The following is an 18371-nucleotide window of genomic DNA, read 5'->3' on the forward strand; positions in this document are numbered from 1 at the left end:
CGCGCGACTGCCGAGTTCATCGGCGAAGAAAACGCGCCCCCGAGGAGGCCCCCGTGTCGAACCCTCAAGCAAGCCAGAATCGCTATCGAGCCGACCTCCGCGAAATGAAGTTTTTGCTCTTCGAGCAATTCCGTCTGGGGGACATCCTCGGACAGGCACCGTTCGAGAACTGGGGGGTCGACGAGGCCTCGATGGTGCTGGACGAGACGTACAAGTTCGCGTGCGAGGTGCTCGGGCCGCTGAACGCGGTGGGTGACAAGTCCGGGTGTCGCCTCGAAGGCGGGCGTGTCTATACGCCGGAGGGCTTCAAGGAGGCGTGGACGAAGCTCTACGAGGCGGGCTGGAAGAACGTCTCGGTGAACCCCGACTGGGGCGGCCAGGGCGCGCCGCACGCGCTCTTCGCGCTCGTCGAGGAGCTGCTCTCGGGCGCGAACACGGCGTTCAACATGTACCCCGGCCTCGCGCACGGCGCGGCCGAGGTGATCCAGCTCTTCGGGACGGCGCAGCAGAAGTCGCTGTTTTTGCCGCGCCTCTACGGAGGCCAGTGGGGCGGGACGATGTGCCTCACGGAGCCGCACGCGGGCTCGGACGTGGGTTCGTCACGTACGACCGCGAAGAAGCTCGCCGATGGCCGCTACCAGATCCGCGGCACGAAGATCTTCATCTCCGGCGGCGATCACGACATGGCCGACAACATCGTGCACCTCGTGCTCGCGCGCGTGGAAGGCGCGCCGCCCGGCACGAAGGGCCTGTCGCTCTTCATCGTGCCGCGCCTCCGCGTGAAGGACGACGGCACGATCGAGGGCTCGAACGACGTCGCCGTCGGCAGCATCGAGCACAAGATGGGCATCAACGGCTCGGCGACGTGCGTGCTCAACTTCGGCGAGAACGACGGGTGTATCGGCGAGCTCGTGGGCGAGGTCGAGAACCACGGCATGGCGCAGATGTTCAAGATGATGAACGGCGCGCGCATCGCCGTCGGCGTGCAGGGCGTGGCCGTCGCGTCGAGCGCCTTCCTGAACGCGCTCGACTACGCGCGTGATCGCAAGCAGGGCCCGTCGATCGACCACTGGAAGGATCCGACGGCGCCGCGCGTGGCGATCGTCGAGCACGCGGACGTGCGGCGGATGCTGCTCGAGATGAAGGCGAAGGTGGAGGGCATCCGCGCGCTCATCGTGAAGCTCGCGCTGCACCAGGACCAGGTGCACGTGCACCAGGGCTCGGACGATCAGAAAGCCCAGTACCACCAGGGCCAGGTCGATCTGCTCGTGCCGCTCGTGAAGGCGTACGGCTCGGACCAGGCCTTCCGCGTCTGCGAGATGGCGATCCAGACGTACGGCGGCGCCGGGTACATCAAGGACTACCCGGTCGAGCAGTACTGCCGCGACGCGAAGATCTTCTCGATTTACGAGGGGACGAACCACATCCAGGCGATGGATCTCGTGGGCCGCAAACTCGCCCAGCGCGGCGGGCAAAACCTGCAGGAGTTCCTCGGCGACGTGGCCGCGTTCGTCCAAAAGAACCAGGGCCATCCGACGGTCGGGCCCTACCTCGCGGAGCTCGGCGCCGCGCAGGAAGCGCTCGCGGGAACGGCGATGCGGATGCTCACGTGGTTCCAGACGGGCCGCATGGCAATGGTGCCGCTCGCCGCGAACCGCTTCCTCGAGATGATGAGCGCCGTCGCCGTGGGTTGGCTCTTGCTCGAAGGCGCGGTGCTCGCCGCGGAGAAGGCCGCGTCGCTGCCGAACGACGAGTCGTCCGCGCAGGCCCGCGCCTTCTACGAGGGCAAGCGCCACGCGGCCGCCTACTACGCGCGCCACGTCCTGCCCGAGGTGCGCTCCCACGCCGAGATCCTCGGCCGCGAGGATCGCTCGCCGCTCGACATCCCCACCGACGCGTTCGCCTCGCTCTGATCGGCATTCCGATGCTTGGGGGCTCTCGCTCGGACAAGCCGAGCTACGCCCCCAAACCCCCGTCGACGCTCGGGGGTAAACCCCTTCTCCGCCCTATAAAAGCCCCCTTCGCAGCCGTATGCTTCCGGCTGTCATGAGGCAGTTGGTTCACGAGACCATCGAGGAGCAGGGGGAGCCGCTCGTGCCCACGGGCGAGCCTATCCCCGGCCTCGTCGGGATCTTCTCGTGCAAGGCCCCGCAGTTCGTGCCGCTCGCCCTGACGCGCGGGATCGAGCTCGGCCGGCCCACGCATGACGCCCTGCTCGACGACGACCGCCTCTCGCGGCGCCACGTGCGCGTCGCGCACGAGAACGGGCGGTTCGTCGTGACAGACCTCAAGAGCCGCAACGGCACCTACGTGGACGGCACACGCGTGCAGGAGACGGCGACGTTCGACACGCCCCGCCTGCTCCGCATCGGCCGGACGCTCTTCACGTTCGTGGCCGATGTGCGGCCGTACCAGCAAGGCACGGTCACGACGCGCGGGGAGATGATCGTGGGCCCGCGCCTCGCCGACGCGCTCGCGCGGGTGGCCCGATCGGCCACGCTGGGCAGCACGCTGCTCGTCACGGGCGAGAGCGGGTCGGGCAAGGAGCTCGCGGCGCGCCATTTCCACGCGGCCTCGCCCCGCACGAGCAGCCCGTTCGTCGCCGTCAACTGCGCGACCATCCCCGCGGGCGTCGCCGAGCGCTTGCTCTTCGGCGCGCGCAAAGGCGCGTACTCGGGCGCGACGGCCGACGCCGAGGGCTACGCGCAGGCCGCGCACGGAGGCACGCTCTTCCTCGACGAGATCGCGGAGCTCGAGCCCGGCGTGCAGCCGAAGCTCTTGCGCCTGCTCGAAGTGGGCGAGATTCTGCCGCTCGGCGCGAGTCGGCCCGTGAAGGTCGACATCCACGTGGTGGGTGCGACGCTGAAGAACCTGCGCGCCGAGGCCGCGAAGGGCCGCTTCCGCGAAGACCTCTACTACCGCATCGGCAACCCCGAGGTGCGCCTGCCGCCGCTGCGCGAGCGGCTCGAAGAGATGCCGTGGCTGATCCGCGCGACGCTCCAGAAAGCGGGCGCGGCGCTGGAGCCGCATCCAATGCTCGTCGAGGCCTGCGCCCTGCGGGTCTGGCCCGGCAACGTCCGCGAGCTCTCGCACGAGCTGCGGCAGGCCGCGGAGAACGCGCTCGCGGCGGGCAGGACGGTCGTCGAGGCCGGGGATCTCGATGCCTCGGCCGGGCTCGCGCTGGCCGAGGAGGGCGAGACAGGGCCGCAGAACTCGTCGAAGCCGACCGACGAGCGGATCGCGGAGGTCCTGCGCCGCGAGAACGGAAATGTCTCGGCCTCGGCGCGCGTGCTCGGGATGCACCGGACGCAGCTCCGGCGGTGGCTCGCGCGCCGAGGTGGTTATCCGCAGGCGGTCGCGACAGACGACGCCGACGGGCACGTGGCGATCGATACGGAGTGAATCAGCCGGGCGAGAAGGGCGTTTCGCCGGCGATCGGCGCGCCGTCGCGAAGGACGAAGAGGGCGCGAGAGACGCCCCAGGGCTGCACGAGCGCGTTCTCGTGCGGGAGATCCCAGGCGACGAGATCAGCGCGTGCGTCCGGACGTACCACGCCCACGACATCGGCGAGCCCGAGCGAGGCCGCGGCTTCGCGGGTCGCGCCGAGGATGACCTCGGGCACCGTGAGGCCATACATCCGCGCCGCGAGGGCGAGCGCGAGCGGGAGGCTCTCGGTGGGCGCCGTGCCGGGGTTCGCGTCGCTCGCCACGACGAGCCGGACGCCCGCGGCCCGGAGGACCGCGATGGGCGGCGGATCTTGCCGGAGCGTGAAGCTCGCAACGGGCAGGAGCACGGCGCGCACGCCGGCCGCGGCGAGGGCCCGCGCGCCCTCGGGGCTCACCTGCTCGAGGTGATCGGCGGACGCGGCGCCAAGCTCGGCCGCGAGCTCCGCGCCGCCGACATCGGCGAACTGCCCCGCGTGCACGCGCACGCCGAGTCCGAGCATCTTCGCGCGCGAAAGAACAGGGCGGGCTTCGTCGACGGAGAACGCGGAGCGATCGACGTACACGTCGACGAACCGCGCGAGGCGCCGCGCCGCGATGGCCGGCAAGGTGCGTTCGCGGACGGCCTCGATGTACGCCGCGCGATCGGCGCGCGCCTCGGGCGGGATCGCGTGGAGCGCGAGGAAGGTGGGCACGACACGCGGGAGATCGAGCCGCCCGGCAGCGCGTTCGAGGGCTTCGAGCTGCTTCGTCTCGCCCGCCTCGTCGAGGCCGTAACCGCTCTTCGCCTCGACGGTCGTGACGCCGAGCGAGGCCATGCGCCGAAGCCGCGCGGAGAGCGTCCTGTCGATCTCATCCGGGCTCGCTGCTCGCACGGCGCGCATGCTCGCCACGATCCCGCCGCCCGCCGCGGCGATCGCCTCGTACCCCGCGCCCGCGAGACGGAGCGCGTATTCCGCGTCGCGCGAGCCGACCCACGGGGCATGCGTATGCGCATCGACGAGGCCCGGCGTGACGAGCGACGCAGGTTCGCCCGACACGACCGGGAGCGTGCCGCGGCGCGCGCGCACGTCCTCGCGCGGGCCGACGTCGACGATCACGCCGCCCTCGACGGCGATGCCACCATCTTCGATCACGCCGAGTGGATCTGTCTCGGTGGCACGCGCGGGATCACACGTCACGATCCGGCGCGCGAAGAGGACGAACGATCGCGTGCTCACGCGACGCCCGCCTCGGCCGCGCGCCGCGTGATCTCGTCGTACAGCACGACCGACTCGGGCCGACCCACGAGCGAGGCGAGCGCCTCCGCGTCGAGCGCGGGCGTCGGCGGCATCTTCAAACGCGCCGCGATCCCGCGCTCCGCGGCCTCCAGGCAACGCTCGCGGAACGCGTGATCACGCTCCGCCTCGGCGACGAGCGCCGCGAGCGCGCGCTCTTGCCACTCCATGTTCGAGCAGATGAGCAGCACGTCGCAGCCCGCCCGCACGGCCGCGACGGCCGACGCCTCGACCTGGTACTGCGCGGCGACCGCGGCCATCTCCAGATCGTCCGAGAAAAGCACGCCGCGGAAGCCCACATCGCCGCGGAGCAGATCCGTGCACACGGCGCGCGAGAGCGTCGCCGGCACCTTCGCGTCGATCGACGTCACCACGACGTGCGCCGTCATCAACGTGCCGAGCCCCGCGGCGGCAGCGGCGCGGAACGGCGCGAGCTCGATCGCGTCGAGGCGCGCTCTGCCGTGATGAACGATGGGCAAGCCGACGTGGCTGTCCACGGACGTATCGCCGTGCCCGGGGAAATGCTTGCCGCACGAGAGCACGGAGGCGTCCTCCAGGCCGAGCCCGAAGGCCACCGCGAGCTCCGCGACCTCGGCCGGGGCGCGCCCGAACGAGCGATCCCCGATGATCGGATTGTCCGGATTCGAATCGACGTCGAGCACCGGCGCGAAGTCGAGGTTGAACCCCGTCGCCCGCAGCTCCTCGCCGATCAGCCGTCCCGCGCGCCGCGCGAGCGACGCATCCCCCACGGCGCCGAGCAAGCGCATCGGCGGCAGCTTCGGGAACGGGCTCGGCATGCGCGCGACGCGCCCACCTTCTTGATCGACGCCGATGAACGGCGGAAGGTCCGGCCCGGCGGCGTCGCGGATCGCGCAGCAGAGCGCGTGTGTCGTGGCGAGATCCGGGACGTTGCGCCGGAACAGGATCGCGCCGCCACGCAAGCCTGCGCGGAGGGCCACCGCGTAGGCGTCGGGCAAGCTCGTGCCGGAAAATCCGCCGACGATGAGCTGGCCGCAGAGCTTCGGGAGGGAAAGGTCGGAGGGTCGCATCGGGGGCTCTCGGCGCGAGGGTTAGCTGAGCGAGGCGCCCGCCGCTACCACGCGGCGCGCGATTGCTTATGCTGAGGCACGAGGCGCGTGGCGATCCGAGGCGAACGAACGGGCAGAGGGGCGAACGGCCGCCGATCGGCATTCGCGCTCGTGGCCCTCGTCGCTGGATGCGGGAGCCCTCCCGCGAACGACCCGAACGGTGCGGCGGGCGAGCGCTCGATCGGGATCCGCAGCGCCATCGCCGGCAGACCGATGAGCCGCGCGGACGCCGAGCACTACATGCTCGAGCTCATCAACCGGGATCGCGCCGCGCACGGGCTCGCTGCGCTGCCCTGGGACGAGACGGCGGCACGCGCAGCGCGACGGCAGGCCGAGGACATGGCAGCGCGCGGGTTCACGGCGCACTGGGGCTCGGACGGCTCGGTACCGGAGCAGCGGTACACCGAGGCGGGCGGCGAGGATGTCGCCTTCGAGAACGTCGGATGTTTCGTGGATGCGAACGCCTCGCCGCTCGCGGTCGACGCGCCTTACATGGCGGAAGGGCTCGTTCGCTTCCAGCGCGCGTTCATGGACGAAGTGCCCCCGCACGACGGCCATCGCCGGAACATCCTCTCGCGGTGGCACACGGCGGTGGGCGTGGGCGTGGCGCAGGTCGAAGGCAGCCGCATCCCCTGCGTGGCGCAGGAGTTCGTGGATGATTGGGGTACATACGAAGATCTGCCCCGGAAGGTCTCGGTGGGCGACTTCATCGACATCCGCGGCGAGCTTCGAGAGCCCGCCGAGCTCGCCGTCGTCGGCATCGCGCGGATCGATACACCGGCGCCGCGCGCGGCGGAAAACCTCAACCAGACGAACGATTACCTCGTTCCCGAGGCCTACGAGGCCTACTTGCCGCGCCGCCTCAAGACGCCGTTCCCGCGGCCCCGGGGCGTGCTCTCGCTCCTCGGCAGCACGTTCTCCCTCGGGACCTACCTCGACGACGAGGGAAAACCCGGGCTCTACGAGATCAGCATCTGGGCGACGTTTCCCGGCGTGAACGAGGAGCGGCTCGTCTCGCTACGTACGATCGAGGTCGCTCTGCGCGCGCGCTGACGCGCCCTCGCTCTTCCGCGAGCGCCTGCGCCACAGCCCGATCCCCGCCAGCGCCACGCCGATCGAAGGCCCGAGCGGGCTCCGGCTCGACGTCCGCGCCTCCTCCGCCCAGGCGCAGCCGCCCGAGGTCGCGTCGAGCGTTCCGTTGGACCTCCAAACATCCTCCCCGATCGCGAGCTCCCGCGGCGACTCGATCGAGCGGCCCGCGTAACGCACGTCGACGACCATCTTCGAGCCGGCCCTGCCGCGCTCGCCCGCCACGGCGAAGCGGAAGAGCCCGTGCCGCACCTTCATGATCGGCTGCACGATGACCCCACCCGTCACCGAGAGCTCGAGCTCGGTGCCCGCGATCCCGCTCGCGATCTCGCCGTCCTCGCGCCGGAGCTCGATCGTCCCCCACACGGGCCACGTCTCATCTGGCCGCGCGTACGCGCTCGACAGCACCCACCAGCTCTTCTCGATGCTCGGCGGGCCCGACGACGCCGGCTCTTCCTCGAACGCGCGACGCGCGCCCTCGAGATCGAGCGCGCCCACGCCGAGCTGCGTCTCGTGCCGCACGGTCCCCGTCGGCCACCGCGCGCCGACCTGGAGCAGCTCCGTCACGCGCGCCTGCGTCAGCGTGGAAACGCCTCCGTTGCGATGTCGATCGAGCTCGAACAGGAGCGCCACCGCGCCCGTCACGTGCGGCGCGGACATCGACGTGCCCGCGGTGATCGCGTGTGTCTGGTCGACGATGTAACAAGGCTCCCCCTTCGGACAACCGGCCCCATCGAAGAGGCCCCCCGCTTCGACACGCGGGTCCGCGTCTCGGCTCATCGCGGCCGCGATGAACCCGCCCGGTGCGCTGATCTCGGGCTTCGCCACGCCGAACGGCGTCGGCCCGGCCGCGCTGAAATAACAGACATCGTCGGGCTGCCAGTCGATCCCGTTCGCCGCCACGAGCTCGATCGGCTCGATGGTGAGCGGATCCCAGCCGATCCGGTTCAACGTGCAGCCCACGGCGAGCAGGTTCGGGTGGCTCGCGGGGATCGCGATCGTCCCTTGTCGCACGGCCTTTTCGAACGCGAGCCCCGCCCCGCCCGCCGACGACACGTCGCCTTTCCCCGTCACCCAGAGCTGCGCGTCGCCGTGGCCCGAGAGCCGGATCGTGAACGCGCCCTCGTCCCACGCGCCGTGGAACGCCACGACCGCGCTGTTCGTCTCCGCCGTGATCGGGCTCTTGCTGTTCGCGAGGCGGTTGATCACGGCCGCCGTCGTCTCGTCGTCGCCCGAATAGCCGAGCTCGTCGCCCGGATCGACGAGCCTAATCCAGCTCGATCCGCCCGGCCCTTCGAGCCCGACGCTCACCTCGTCGCCGGGCCGGAACGTGATCCACACGAAGCCGTCTCCTTTCTTCGACGCGGGCGTCGCGATGGGCACGCGCACCTCGGCGCCCGGTGTCACGCGCACCTCCGTGTGGATGCCAAACGGCCCGCGATCCCCGCGCCCGTACAGGGCTCCGCTGTTGCCTGCGGCGACCACGATCGCTCGGCCAGGCTTGTCGTCGCCGACGAGCTCGGCGAGGCCCTTCTCGATCGGGCTCGTGCCGTCGTGCGGCCCGAAATCCCCGCCGACGCTGAGGTTCACGACCGTTGGAAGACCAAGCTCGTCGCCCACCTCGAAGATGAACCGCGCGGCGTTGAGGAGGTCCGTCTCGTCGAAACCACTGGTCGACGGAGGGCTCGCGATGACGAGCGTCGCCTCGGGCGCGATCCCCACGTACTTCGGCGTGCTCCCGTTCATGAGCCCGCCGTTGCCCGCCGCGATGCTCGTCACGTGCGTCCCGTGGCCCTCCGGATCACGCGGCAGGCCGAGCTTGGATTGCCCGCTCATCATCGCGTCGAGATCCGCTCCCGAGAACACGGCGCACTTCGTTTGCTTCGGGTCGGTGCAGCCGAACCGCTCCTCGATCTCCGGGTGCAAGCCTGCCGGCATCCTCCCCGACTGTAGGATCCACGCGACGCGGCTCTTGCCGGTCGCCGTCCGGAAGTCCGGATGCGCGACGTCGAGCCCCGTGTCGATGATCCCGACGACCACGCCGTTGCCCTTGCCCAGGCCCGTCGCCGTGCGGAACACGTCGACGCGTGTCCACTTCCCCGACACGTCGAGCAGGGGCATGAGCGGCGGCGAGACCGTGAGCGCGAGATCCGGGTTCGCCGCGGCGAACGTGTCGAGCTCGTCGGGCGCGAGCCGGATCGCGCCCACGCCCGGCGCGACTTCCAGAAGTCCGAGCGAGCGCGCGTCCTTGCCCTGCGGCAGCGCCACGCTCACGGCCACGCGACCGGAGTCATCCGCGAGGGGATGGACCTTCGTGGGCTTGTGCAGGAGCCGCACGAGAGATCGTGCAGGCGCGCCCTCGGCGCGGGCGAACGTGGCGGAGAGGAGGACCAGCGGCAGGGCCGCGGCGAATGCGAGGAGCGGACGGGCACGCACGTGCCCATCCTACCGCATGGCTCAGACGGGCGGCACGATGTGCTTTTTGCGCGGCCGCTCCTCGACTTTCCCGGCATAGCGGGAGAACCGCCGCGCGATCTCGTCGCGTAGCGCCGTCGTGGGCACGATCCCGTCGATCACCATCTCGCTCGCGAGCTTCACGAGATCCACGTCCTCGCGGTACTCGTCGCGCAGCCGCTTCACCATCGCGTCGCGCTCGGGCCCTTCGGGAACCGCCTGGATCTTGTTGTAGTAAACAGCGTTCACCGCCGCGCTCGGGCCCATGACGGCGATCGACGCGCGCGGCAACGCGATACACGCGTCGGGCTCGAACGCGGGCCCGCACATCGCGTAGAGCCCCGCGCCGTAGGCCTTGCGCACGATGACCGAGAGCTTCGGCACCGTCGCTTCGCTCACGGCGGCGATCATCTTCGCGCCCGCGCGGATGATGCCCTGCTTCTCGACCACGGTGCCGATCATGAAGCCCGGCACGTCGGCGAGGTAAAGCAGCGGCACGTTGAACGCGTCGCAGAGCCAGATGAACCGCGCCGCCTTGTCGGCCGAGTCGACGAAGAGCACGCCGCCCTTGTGTTTCGGCTGGTTCGCGACGATGCCCACCACACGCCCGTCGATGCGCGCGAAGCCCGTCAAGATCTCCTTGGCCCAGAGCTTCTTGATCTCGACGAAGCTGCCCTCGTCGATGACGGCGTCGATCACCGCCATCATGTCGAACGGCTTGTTTTCGTCGACGGGGATCACCTCTTCGAGCGGCTTCTGCCCCGGCTTCGGCGGCTTCGCCGCGACGAGCGCCGGCGTCTCCGTGCAGTTCTGCGGCATCATCGCGAGGTAGCGCTTCGCCCATGCGATCGCCTCCTCCTCGGTCTTCACGAGCACATCGCCGCAGCCCGACTCCGAGCAGTGCATGCGCGCGCCGCCGAGCTCTTCGAGCGTCACCTTCTCGCCGATGACCATCTCGGCCATGCGCGGCGAGCCGAGATACATGCTCGCGTTCTTGTCGACCATCACCACGACGTCGCAGAACGCGGGGATGTACGCGCCGCCGGCCGCCGAGGGCCCGAAGAGCAAGCAGATCTGCGGGATCTGCCCGCTCATCTGCACCTCGTTGTAGAAGATGCGCCCCGCGCCGCGGCGACCCGGGAACATCTCGATCTGGTCGGTGATGCGCGCGCCCGCCGAGTCGACGAGGTAAAACAGCGGGCAACGCTGGCGCGCGGCCGTCTCCTGGATGCGCAGGATCTTCTCCACCGTGCGGCGACCCCACGACCCGGCCTTCACCGTCGAGTCGTTCGCCATCACCGCGACCAGGCGACCGCCGATCGTCCCCGTCCCGGTGATCACGCCGTCGGCGGGCAGCTCGGGATCGACGGCGTTCGCCAGCGCGGCGTCCTCCACGAAGCTGCTGTCGTCGAACAGGAGCTCGATACGCTTCCGCGCGAAGAGCTTGCCCTGCTCGAGGTTTTTCTCGTGGTACTTGGGTGCCCCTCCGCGCTCCACACGCGCGGCGAGGTCACGGAGCTTTTGATCGTCGAGCGACATGTCCCGCGCGGCATAGCGCTACTTTCGCCGCGCCAAAAGCTCCCTCGCCGCGCCCTCGAGCTCACGCGCGGTCCGGGCCACGAGGACACGGCTCACGGCGGCCGCATATCGCGGCATCGCGCTGTCCCCGGTGCCCCAGGTCGCAGGCGGCTCGGGGCAGATCCAGATCACGGAGCCCGCGCACCGGACGAGCCGCTCCACGACGGAAACCTCCTCCGGCAGGAAATTCGTACGCCCGTCCCCCAAGACCACGATGGTCGTGCGCCGGTCCACGCCACGCCCAAGCCGCTCCTCGAAGGAGACGAGCGCCCGGCCGTAGTTGGAGTTACGCGTCCGATCGACCACGCGCCCGCTCTCGATCGCCGCGAGCGCCGCTTCGGGTGACTTGCGCCGGAAGAGGTCCGTCGTCTCGCCGACGTCGCTCACGAACACGAACGAGCGCGTCTCCGCGAAGAGCTCCTGCGACGCCGCGACGAGCTCCAGCATGAAGCGCGACGCGAGCCGCACCGAGTCCGACACGTCGCAAAGCAGCACGAGCCGCGGCTTGTCCCGGCGACGCACGCGCCGCGCCGGCCGGAACGGGATCCCGCCCGTGCGCAGGCTGCGGCGGAGCGTGCGATGCGGATCGATCCGACCTCGCCGGCTGCGCTTCATCCGCACCCGCTCGGCGCCTCGCAGACGCTCGGCGAGCCTCCGCAGCGCGCTCCGCACCTCGGCCATCTCCTCGGGCGACAGCGACGAAAACGGCCGATCCACGGCCCGCGCCGCTTGCTCGTCCGCCTCGCCGAGCTTGCGCGCGAGCGATGCTTCCACGTGCGTCCGCACGCGCCGCTTCATCGCGTCGAGCTCCTCGCGCAGCGCCGCCGCGAGCTCCGCGCCCCGCTCTTCCCCGAGCGCCTCGCGCAGCGCGTCCCGCATCCGCGCGAGCGCACTCCCGAGCGCCGGGATCCCTAGCCGCTTGTTCACTTCCTGCGTGAAAAACCCGGTCTGCAGCGCGCTCGTCATCGGCGCGAGCGCGCGCGCGATCCCCGCCGATGCAAGCAGCTGATCGAGCTCGAGCGCCTCCCCGGTGAACGCCAGCATCCCCGCCGCGTCCCCCGACGACCGCTGCGCCGCGGCCGAAAGAAGCTCCCGCAGCGCGGCGAGCTCGGCCTCGGAAAACCCTCGCACCCGGAGCCGGCTCCACAGATCCCCGAGATGCGCGCGTTCCTCCGCGAAAAATCTGTCGAAGCACGCCCGGAACAGCGCGAGCTCGTCCTTCTTCGTCGCGATCACCGCGGCGAGCCCGTCGCGCAGCGTCTGCCGATCGGAAAACCCCACGAGCGCGGCCACGCGCGCCGCGTCGATGGCCTGCGCCGTCGAGACCGGCAGGCCCTCGCGGCGCAGCACCCACAGAAGCTCGTCGAGGACGCGTAACACGCTCGTTCGCTCAGCCCGATGGTGAGGGCTCGGCGAGCAAGCTCGCGACGACCTTCTCCAGCGTCGCGCCCTGGCCGGGCCCGTATCCCACGAAGACCTCGCGGATGATCCCCTTCTTGTCGACCACGAACATCGTGGGCAGCGAGCGGATCCCGTACAGAACGGCCGTCCCATCGCCGGGATCCGAGGCCACCGAGTAACGCATCCCGAGCTCCGTCGCCGCCTTCTCCGCGATCGACTTCGACTCGCCCGTGAGCCCCACGATGGAGAGCCCCTTGTCCCCATACGCCGCGTGGAGCCGCGTCAGATCCTTGGAGATCGCGCGACAGGGCTGGCACCACGAGGCCCAGAAATCGAGCACGACCACGCGGCCGCGCAGCTTGCCGATGTTGTCCGGTACGCTGCCCGTCACCTGCTCGAGCGCCTTCCATGTCGGCGCGAACGTCCCGACCTTGTCGAGCCGCAGGACCTCCTCCGCGCCGGGATGCTCGACCGGCACCACCACATGCTCGCGCTCGGCCGTCCCCCGTCGGATCTGCAACTTCAGCGTCGCGCCCGGCCCCGCAATCGCCACACGCGCGATGAGCTGCTCGGGTTTTTCGAGCGCGACCCCGTCCGCCGCGAGGATCACGTCCCCATCGACGAGGCCGCCCGAGCGCGCGGGCGAGCTCGTCACGACGTGCTTCGCGAGCACCCCTTTGCCTGCTGGCCCCGGCGCGAGCTCGACCCCGATCCAGGCGCGCCGCGCGGCTCGATGCTCCGCCGAAGCCTGCTCCGCCGGCGCCATCGTCATCGCCAGGACGACCCCGATCCCGAGGAACCCGCGGAGCACGGCTGCCTGCGCGCGAGACCGTCCAGCGCGGGATTTCGCCCGGGAATCAGCGCTTTGCATCGTTCGAGTGTAGCATGCGGCCATGCGCTGCTCCTGCCGAGCGCTCGCCCTCTTCGCCACGCTCACGGCCGCTTGCACGCCTTCCGCCGACACGAGCAGCTCGTCTGCCGCCGACCCGTCCGCCTGGTCGACCGAAGGCCCCGCCCCGCGCCTGCCCTCCTCCGCCCCGAGCGTCCCCAAGACGCCACAGCGCTGGGAGCTCGCCGACCGGCTGAGCTCGCTCCGCAAGGCCACGCCGCGCGCGCGCTCGCAGCACCTGTCAGGCGAGCACGACGCCGAGGTCCTCACCAACGACGAGGCCGCCGCCTATCCGGCGCTCGGCCCGCAGCGCCCGCTCGGCGCCGGCGCGGTCCTCGTCGAGGCGCTCTACACGGCGGGCAGCTCGGACGTCGCCCTCTACTTCGCCATGGCCAAACAGGCGCCGGCCCAGGGTGGGGAATGGGAGTACCTCGTCGTACGTGCCGACGGCCAGGTCGAGCAACGGGGACGGCTCGCCTTGTGTGAGCGTTGCCACGTCGAGGCGCCCGAGGACCACGTCTTCGGTCGGGCGCGCTGAGACCCGGGTATGCAAACTTTGCGGCCCTGACGAGGGACCACGACACGGATGCCCGGACCGGCGGGAACGTCGTCACCCGTTCCAGCACGAAACCCGCGAAGAAACGCCCGCATTCCTTGGAGAGCGCGTGCGGGACGGGGGAAACCGGATCCGATGGCACGGCTGCTGCTCTAGTCGAGGTCGCTGCATCGTCGGGCTCCGGCGATGACCGCTTACCTTCCTCCGTACGACTGCTTGTCCTCGAGAGCCCCGGCTTCGGCCGCTGCTTTCGCTTATCCCCCGGGTGTTGGGCTACGCCCGGCGGATCGCTTGGCTTACCAAACTTGGCTTGCTGACGCTTGGCTTGATCGTCTGTCTTCTTGGCTTTGCCTCCCTCTCGACATCGCTTGAACGGCCTTGAACGAGCGTACAAAGCGCGCGGCGGCTCCCCTGGACCGCCGCGCGTTGCTTTTTGTGCCCCGACGTCCGAGCGATGGCCCAAAAATCTCCACGCGAAACGCCGCGAAAAACAGGGGTTACCGAAGGGCCGGACGATTTCTTCTTGACAGAACCGCGCGAGCCCTTTAAACGCCCCACCTCGTTGTCGCGCAGCAATACGCGACGCACCCGCGGGGGAACTCGTGTATCCCGCGGTACAGTTCAACGATTGCGCCCATAGCTCAGCTGGATAGAGCATCGGCCTACGAAGCCGGGGGTCGGAAGTTCGAATCTTCCTGGGCGCGCCAAACCTCTCCCATCCCCATCCTTTCGCGCCGCTTGTGAGCGGCTCGCCTGACGGATGGGACGTTCGATGACGAGCTCCGAGAATCCCACAGCGCTCGCGGCCTTCGCGACCGTCGACGAGCAGGCCCTCGCGCGCGACGCGGCGTTCATGCGCGCGGCGATCGAGGAGGCCGTGGCGGCTGCCAACTCTGGTGACGTCCCCGTGGGCGCGGTGCTGGTGGACGCGGCGGGCACCATCGTGGGCCGTGGGCGCAACCGACGCGAGCTGCTCCAGGACCCGACCGCGCACGCGGAGGTCGAGGCGCTGCGCGACGCGGCCAGGCAACGCGGCGCCTGGCGGCTAGCCGGGCTGACGGTCTACGTGACGCTCGAGCCCTGCCCCATGTGCGCCGGCGCCCTCGTCAACGCCCGCGTCTCGCGCCTCGTCTACGGCTGCACCGACCCCAAGGCCGGCGCCGTCGACACGCTCTTCACGATCGGCCGCGACCTGCGCCTGAACCACCGCTACGAGGTCACGGGCGGCGTCCTCGCGGACGAGTGCGCCGGGCTCCTGCGCGCCTTCTTCGCGCCCCGCCGCAAAGAAAAGGCCGACCCCGGCCGCTAGTCCTCCGGCGGCGTCGGCGGCTCCGGCGGCTCACCGCTGCCCTCGCCCGACGGCGCCCCCTCGCTCCCCGAGGGCTCTTGCGAACGGGCGGCGCGCTCCGGCGCGGGCTGCCCGCGGACCACGGTCTCGCGCATCCCCTCTTCGAGCTCCTCGTCGCTGATCCACTTCCGCCGATGCGCGACGTCCATGAGCTTGCGCAGGTAGTTCATCCAGCCCGGACTCACGGAGCCGCCGATCGCGAAGTGCTGCTGCTTCGGGTTCGGCAGGATCGACGAGATGTAGAGCGCTTGCCCGAGCGAGAGATCTCCCGCCGACGTGTTGAAGTAGTACCGCGCGGCCGGGCCGATCCCGTAGATCATCGGGCCGAACTCGACGACGTTCAGGTAGAGCTCGAGGATCTGCTCCTTCGTGAGCTCTTGCTCGAGGTAGGTCGTGAGCACGGCCTCCTGGAGCTTGCGCGAGAGGCTCTTCACGCGGTCGAGGTAAAGGTTTTTCGCGAGCTGCATGCTGAGCGTGCTCGCGCCGCGCACGAAGCGGCCTTTGCGCAGGTTCTCCCGGATGGAGTTGCGGATGGCCTCATTGTCGAAGCCGCTGTGCCGCCGGAAGCCGCTGTCCTCGGTCGTCAGCACGGCCGTCTCCATGAACCGCGAGATCACGCTGTAGGGCACCCAGCCGGGCGTGCCGGGACCACTCTCGATCTCGACACGCTCGCCGGCCGGCCCGAGCACCGAGCGGCGGAACGGCTTGCGCCACCGCGCCGCGTCGATCTCGGGCGGCACCTCGGTGATCCGGCACGTGTTCGAGAGATCCCACGCGACATCGAAGTCGCGATCGAGCCGCGCCGTATCGAAGCGTGCATGCCCTTTGACCGCCAACGACCCGGCCATACGCATGCCCGCGATCCGCGGCACGAGCCCGCGCGGCGCGGCGTCGAGGATCGACTGACAAGCCGTGAGCGGCACGTCGAACTCGGCGCGGACGCGATGGCCCTCACCCACGCGATCGTAACGCCCATGCGCGAGCAGGCGGACGGCGCCGAGATCGACCTCGCCCTCGTCGACGCGGAGGGTCGAGCCGTCGAGCGCGGTCTCGCCGCGGAGCCGGAAAGCGAGCTCGAGCCCCGCGATCGGCTCGTCGGAGAGCGCGTCGCTGCGGAGCGAGAGGTTTTGCACGCGCCCGTCGCCGTCCACGCGGAGCTGCTTGCCGTCGGCGGAGAGGACGAGGTGCGAGCGTGTCGTGAGCGAGGTCTTGGCCACATCGAAGAGGCCGAAATCCCCGTCGCGGATGCCCAGCGTGGACAGGTACAGGGGCCCGCCCTTCACATCGGCGACGATCTCGCCGCCGGCCTCGCCGAACGGCACGCTCAGCGAAAACGTGAGCGCTTGTTCTTCCTTTTCAGCGTGCGCGCGCGGCGAGAGCTCGACGAGCATGCGGCCCGCGTCTCGGCGCACCACGAGGGATCCCGGGCCGAGGTTCAGTGTGTCGCGGCCGCGACGGACCTGCGCGTGAAGGCTGTCGAGCTCGACCTTCGCCCCCTGCTCGAGGACGGTGTCGAGCAAGGTCGCACCTCGGACGAGCTGGGCCCGCACGGCGGCGCCTCGCGGCGAGGTCTTCGTTTGCTTGGGAGCCGGATCGCGCGGCCCGCGGGGCGAGGGCTCGTTCGCCGTCGCGGACGCGCCTTCGACGGGTTTCGCTTCTTCAAGCGGAGTGGGCAGGGTCAGGGTCGCATCGAGCGAACGCGCCGAGAGGGCAGCGACGCGGTACCCGCCTTCCGGCTGCTTGATCAGCGTGAGATGCCCGCCCTGCACGGCCACGGACACGGGACCCACGGTGATCGTCGCCTCGGCCGCCGACAGCCCGACCTTGCCCTCCTGGCGGGCGAAACTCACGTCACTGGCGCGGACAGACTCGGTGGGTACGTCTCTGCGGTCTTGCCAGGCGATTCGCAGCCCTTCGAACGCGGCGTCCGTCCCGCCCGAGCTCGAGCTCTCCCCGCCGCCTGCGGAGGACCTCGCGAGGTACCGCTTCTGCCACTGCTCGGCCTCGCGGAGCACGACCTCACGCGGCCCCACAGCGGACACATCGCCGCCTTGCAGGGCGATCTTCTTGCCGCTCCAACCGAGCGCGACGTCGATGGTTTCGAACCGCACGTGTGCGCTGGGGACCTCCGGAAGCGAGACCTCCACGCCGCGCAGCTTCACACCGTGCAGCGAAGGACGAACCTCGTCGATGGCGACGACGGCTCCGTACCGTTCCGCGGCCCGCGCGGCCTCGTGGCGCACGATCGGACCGAAGGACATGACGGCCGCCAGCGTTGCGACCGCGCCTCCTGCCAGTGCCAGCTTGACGCGCCGTGAAGCCACGAAACCCTTGCCTAGGGTAGCAACGCCTGTCCGCAGGAAAATAAATCAGCGAGCCGAGCTGCAGACCGACGAAGCGGTCCGAGCCACGCCGGGCGGCGTGAAGACGCGGATGGGCTGGCTGGTCCGAGATCGCGACAGCAGCCGCGCAGCGGACGCGCGGACGACGCCCGATGGCGGATGCGGGATGATGGAAAAAGAAAAGCCCGCAAGCTTTCGCTTGCAGGCTTTAGAAAAGACCCGGCGGCGTCCTACTCTCCCACTGAGTCGCCCCAGCAGTACCATCGGCTCCAAGAAGCTTAACTTCCGAGTTCGGGATGGGATCGGGTGTGGCCTTCTCGATATCACCACCGGAAAATTTGGGTGTCCATGAAGGCCCCGTCACGGTGGGGTTGTCTTCATGGTCGCGCATTACCGCAGCTTCAAGCTACGCGGATTCGTCACCCGAACTCCGCGCGCGAGCTTCACCCTTACGATGCAGGGGACAGCGCCCATGCACACCTATGAGGTACTGAAAAAGAAAAGCCTGCAAGCGAATGCTTGCAGGCTTTAGAAAAAGACCCGGCGGCGTCCTACTCTCCCACTGAGTCGCCCCAGCAGTACCATCGGCTCCAAGGAGCTTAACTTCCGAGTTCGGGATGGGATCGGGTGTGGCCTCCTCGATATCACCACCGGAAAATTTGGGTGTCCACGAAGGCCCCGTGGCGGTGGGGTTGTCTTCATGGTCGCGTCCTATTGCAGCTACAAGCTGCGCGGATTCGTCACCCGAACTCCGCGCGCGAGCTTCAATGTTGCCTTAGAGGTATGGTCAAGCCGCACGACCGATTAGTACCGGTTAGCTCCGCGGATTGCTCCGCTTCCACACCCGGCCTATCAACCTCGTAGTCTACGAGGGGTCTTTAGGAGCCTTGCGGCTCGGGACACCTA

General features: G+C 69.8%; 12 protein-coding genes, 1 tRNA gene and 3 rRNA genes. 6 read left to right on the forward strand and 10 right to left on the reverse strand.

Going from position 1 to position 18371, the window contains the following annotated elements; genetic code table 11:
• Window positions 1-53: 53 nt before the first annotated feature.
• Both KEG57_RS19950 and KEG57_RS19955 read left to right on the forward strand, forming a co-directional pair.
• Complete coding sequence (locus tag KEG57_RS19950) at window positions 54-1913, forward strand: acyl-CoA dehydrogenase (protein WP_272422651.1); 1860 nt, start codon at window positions 54-56, stop codon at window positions 1911-1913.
• Between the two features lie 133 nt (window positions 1914-2046).
• Window positions 2047-3402 carry an FHA and sigma-54 interaction domain-containing protein gene (locus KEG57_RS19955; RefSeq protein WP_272422652.1) on the forward strand — a complete coding sequence of 452 codons (1356 nt, stop codon included), beginning with the start codon at window positions 2047-2049 and terminating at the stop codon, window positions 3400-3402.
• A gap of 1 nt (window position 3403) precedes the next feature.
• On the opposite strand, the gene hutI is transcribed toward KEG57_RS19955, so the two are convergent.
• Window positions 3404-4663: an imidazolonepropionase gene (hutI, locus tag KEG57_RS19960; RefSeq protein ID WP_272422653.1), complete on the reverse strand. Its 1260-nt coding sequence runs from the start codon at window positions 4661-4663 to the stop codon at window positions 3404-3406.
• Window positions 4660-5769, reverse strand: coding sequence for a beta-N-acetylhexosaminidase (nagZ, locus tag KEG57_RS19965; RefSeq protein ID WP_272422654.1), 1110 nt, complete (start codon window positions 5767-5769; stop codon window positions 4660-4662). Before nagZ ends, hutI begins: the two co-directional genes overlap by 4 nt.
• A gap of 87 nt (window positions 5770-5856) precedes the next feature.
• Between nagZ and KEG57_RS19970 the strand changes: the two genes are divergently transcribed.
• On the forward strand, window positions 5857-6861 hold the full coding sequence (locus tag KEG57_RS19970) for a CAP domain-containing protein (protein WP_272422655.1): 1005 nt from the start codon (window positions 5857-5859) through the stop codon (window positions 6859-6861).
• Here the strand turns inward: KEG57_RS19970 and KEG57_RS19975 are convergent.
• From KEG57_RS19975 to KEG57_RS19990, 4 genes are read right to left on the reverse strand one after another with little or no spacing between them, the layout of a single operon-like run.
• Window positions 6826-9333, reverse strand: coding sequence for a S8 family serine peptidase (locus tag KEG57_RS19975; protein WP_272422656.1), 2508 nt, complete (start codon window positions 9331-9333; stop codon window positions 6826-6828). The two genes, KEG57_RS19970 and KEG57_RS19975, sit on opposite strands and share 36 nt — an antisense overlap.
• A gap of 21 nt (window positions 9334-9354) precedes the next feature.
• A complete protein-coding gene (locus KEG57_RS19980; RefSeq protein ID WP_272422657.1) occupies window positions 9355-10890 on the reverse strand; it encodes an acyl-CoA carboxylase subunit beta in 1536 nt (511 codons plus the stop codon).
• Window positions 10891-10908: 18 nt separating this feature from the next.
• Entirely contained in the window at window positions 10909-12309 is a 1401-nt protein-coding gene (locus KEG57_RS19985) for a VWA domain-containing protein (protein WP_272422658.1), read from the reverse strand.
• A gap of 10 nt (window positions 12310-12319) precedes the next feature.
• The gene (locus tag KEG57_RS19990; protein WP_272458694.1) at window positions 12320-13201 is read right to left on the reverse strand and encodes a redoxin domain-containing protein; all 882 of its coding nucleotides are present in this window, start codon (window positions 13199-13201) and stop codon (window positions 12320-12322) included.
• Between the two features lie 22 nt (window positions 13202-13223).
• On the opposite strand from KEG57_RS19990, the gene KEG57_RS19995 reads away from it, so the two are divergent.
• The 3 genes from KEG57_RS19995 to tadA all read left to right on the forward strand — a co-directional run bounded on the left by KEG57_RS19995 (window position 13224) and on the right by tadA (window position 15084).
• Complete coding sequence (locus KEG57_RS19995) at window positions 13224-13757, forward strand: hypothetical protein (protein WP_272422660.1); 534 nt, start codon at window positions 13224-13226, stop codon at window positions 13755-13757.
• Between the two features lie 648 nt (window positions 13758-14405).
• A tRNA-Arg gene (locus KEG57_RS20000) sits at window positions 14406-14482 on the forward strand.
• Between the two features lie 65 nt (window positions 14483-14547).
• Window positions 14548-15084, forward strand: coding sequence for a tRNA adenosine(34) deaminase TadA (gene tadA / locus KEG57_RS20005; protein WP_272422661.1), 537 nt, complete (start codon window positions 14548-14550; stop codon window positions 15082-15084).
• On the opposite strand, the gene KEG57_RS20010 is transcribed toward tadA, so the two are convergent.
• The 4 genes from KEG57_RS20010 to KEG57_RS20025 all read right to left on the reverse strand — a co-directional run.
• On the reverse strand, window positions 15081-17384 hold the full coding sequence (locus tag KEG57_RS20010; protein ID WP_272422662.1) for a biosynthetic peptidoglycan transglycosylase: 2304 nt from the start codon (window positions 17382-17384) through the stop codon (window positions 15081-15083). The two genes, tadA and KEG57_RS20010, sit on opposite strands and share 4 nt — an antisense overlap.
• A gap of 298 nt (window positions 17385-17682) precedes the next feature.
• Window positions 17683-17799, reverse strand: a 5S ribosomal RNA gene (gene rrf, locus KEG57_RS20015).
• Window positions 17800-18003: 204 nt separating this feature from the next.
• Window positions 18004-18120, reverse strand: a 5S ribosomal RNA gene (gene rrf, locus KEG57_RS20020).
• Window positions 18121-18248: 128 nt separating this feature from the next.
• Window positions 18249-18371: ribosomal RNA gene (locus tag KEG57_RS20025) — 23S ribosomal RNA — on the reverse strand; the annotation flags it as partial.

Source organism: Polyangium jinanense (assembly GCF_028435365.1).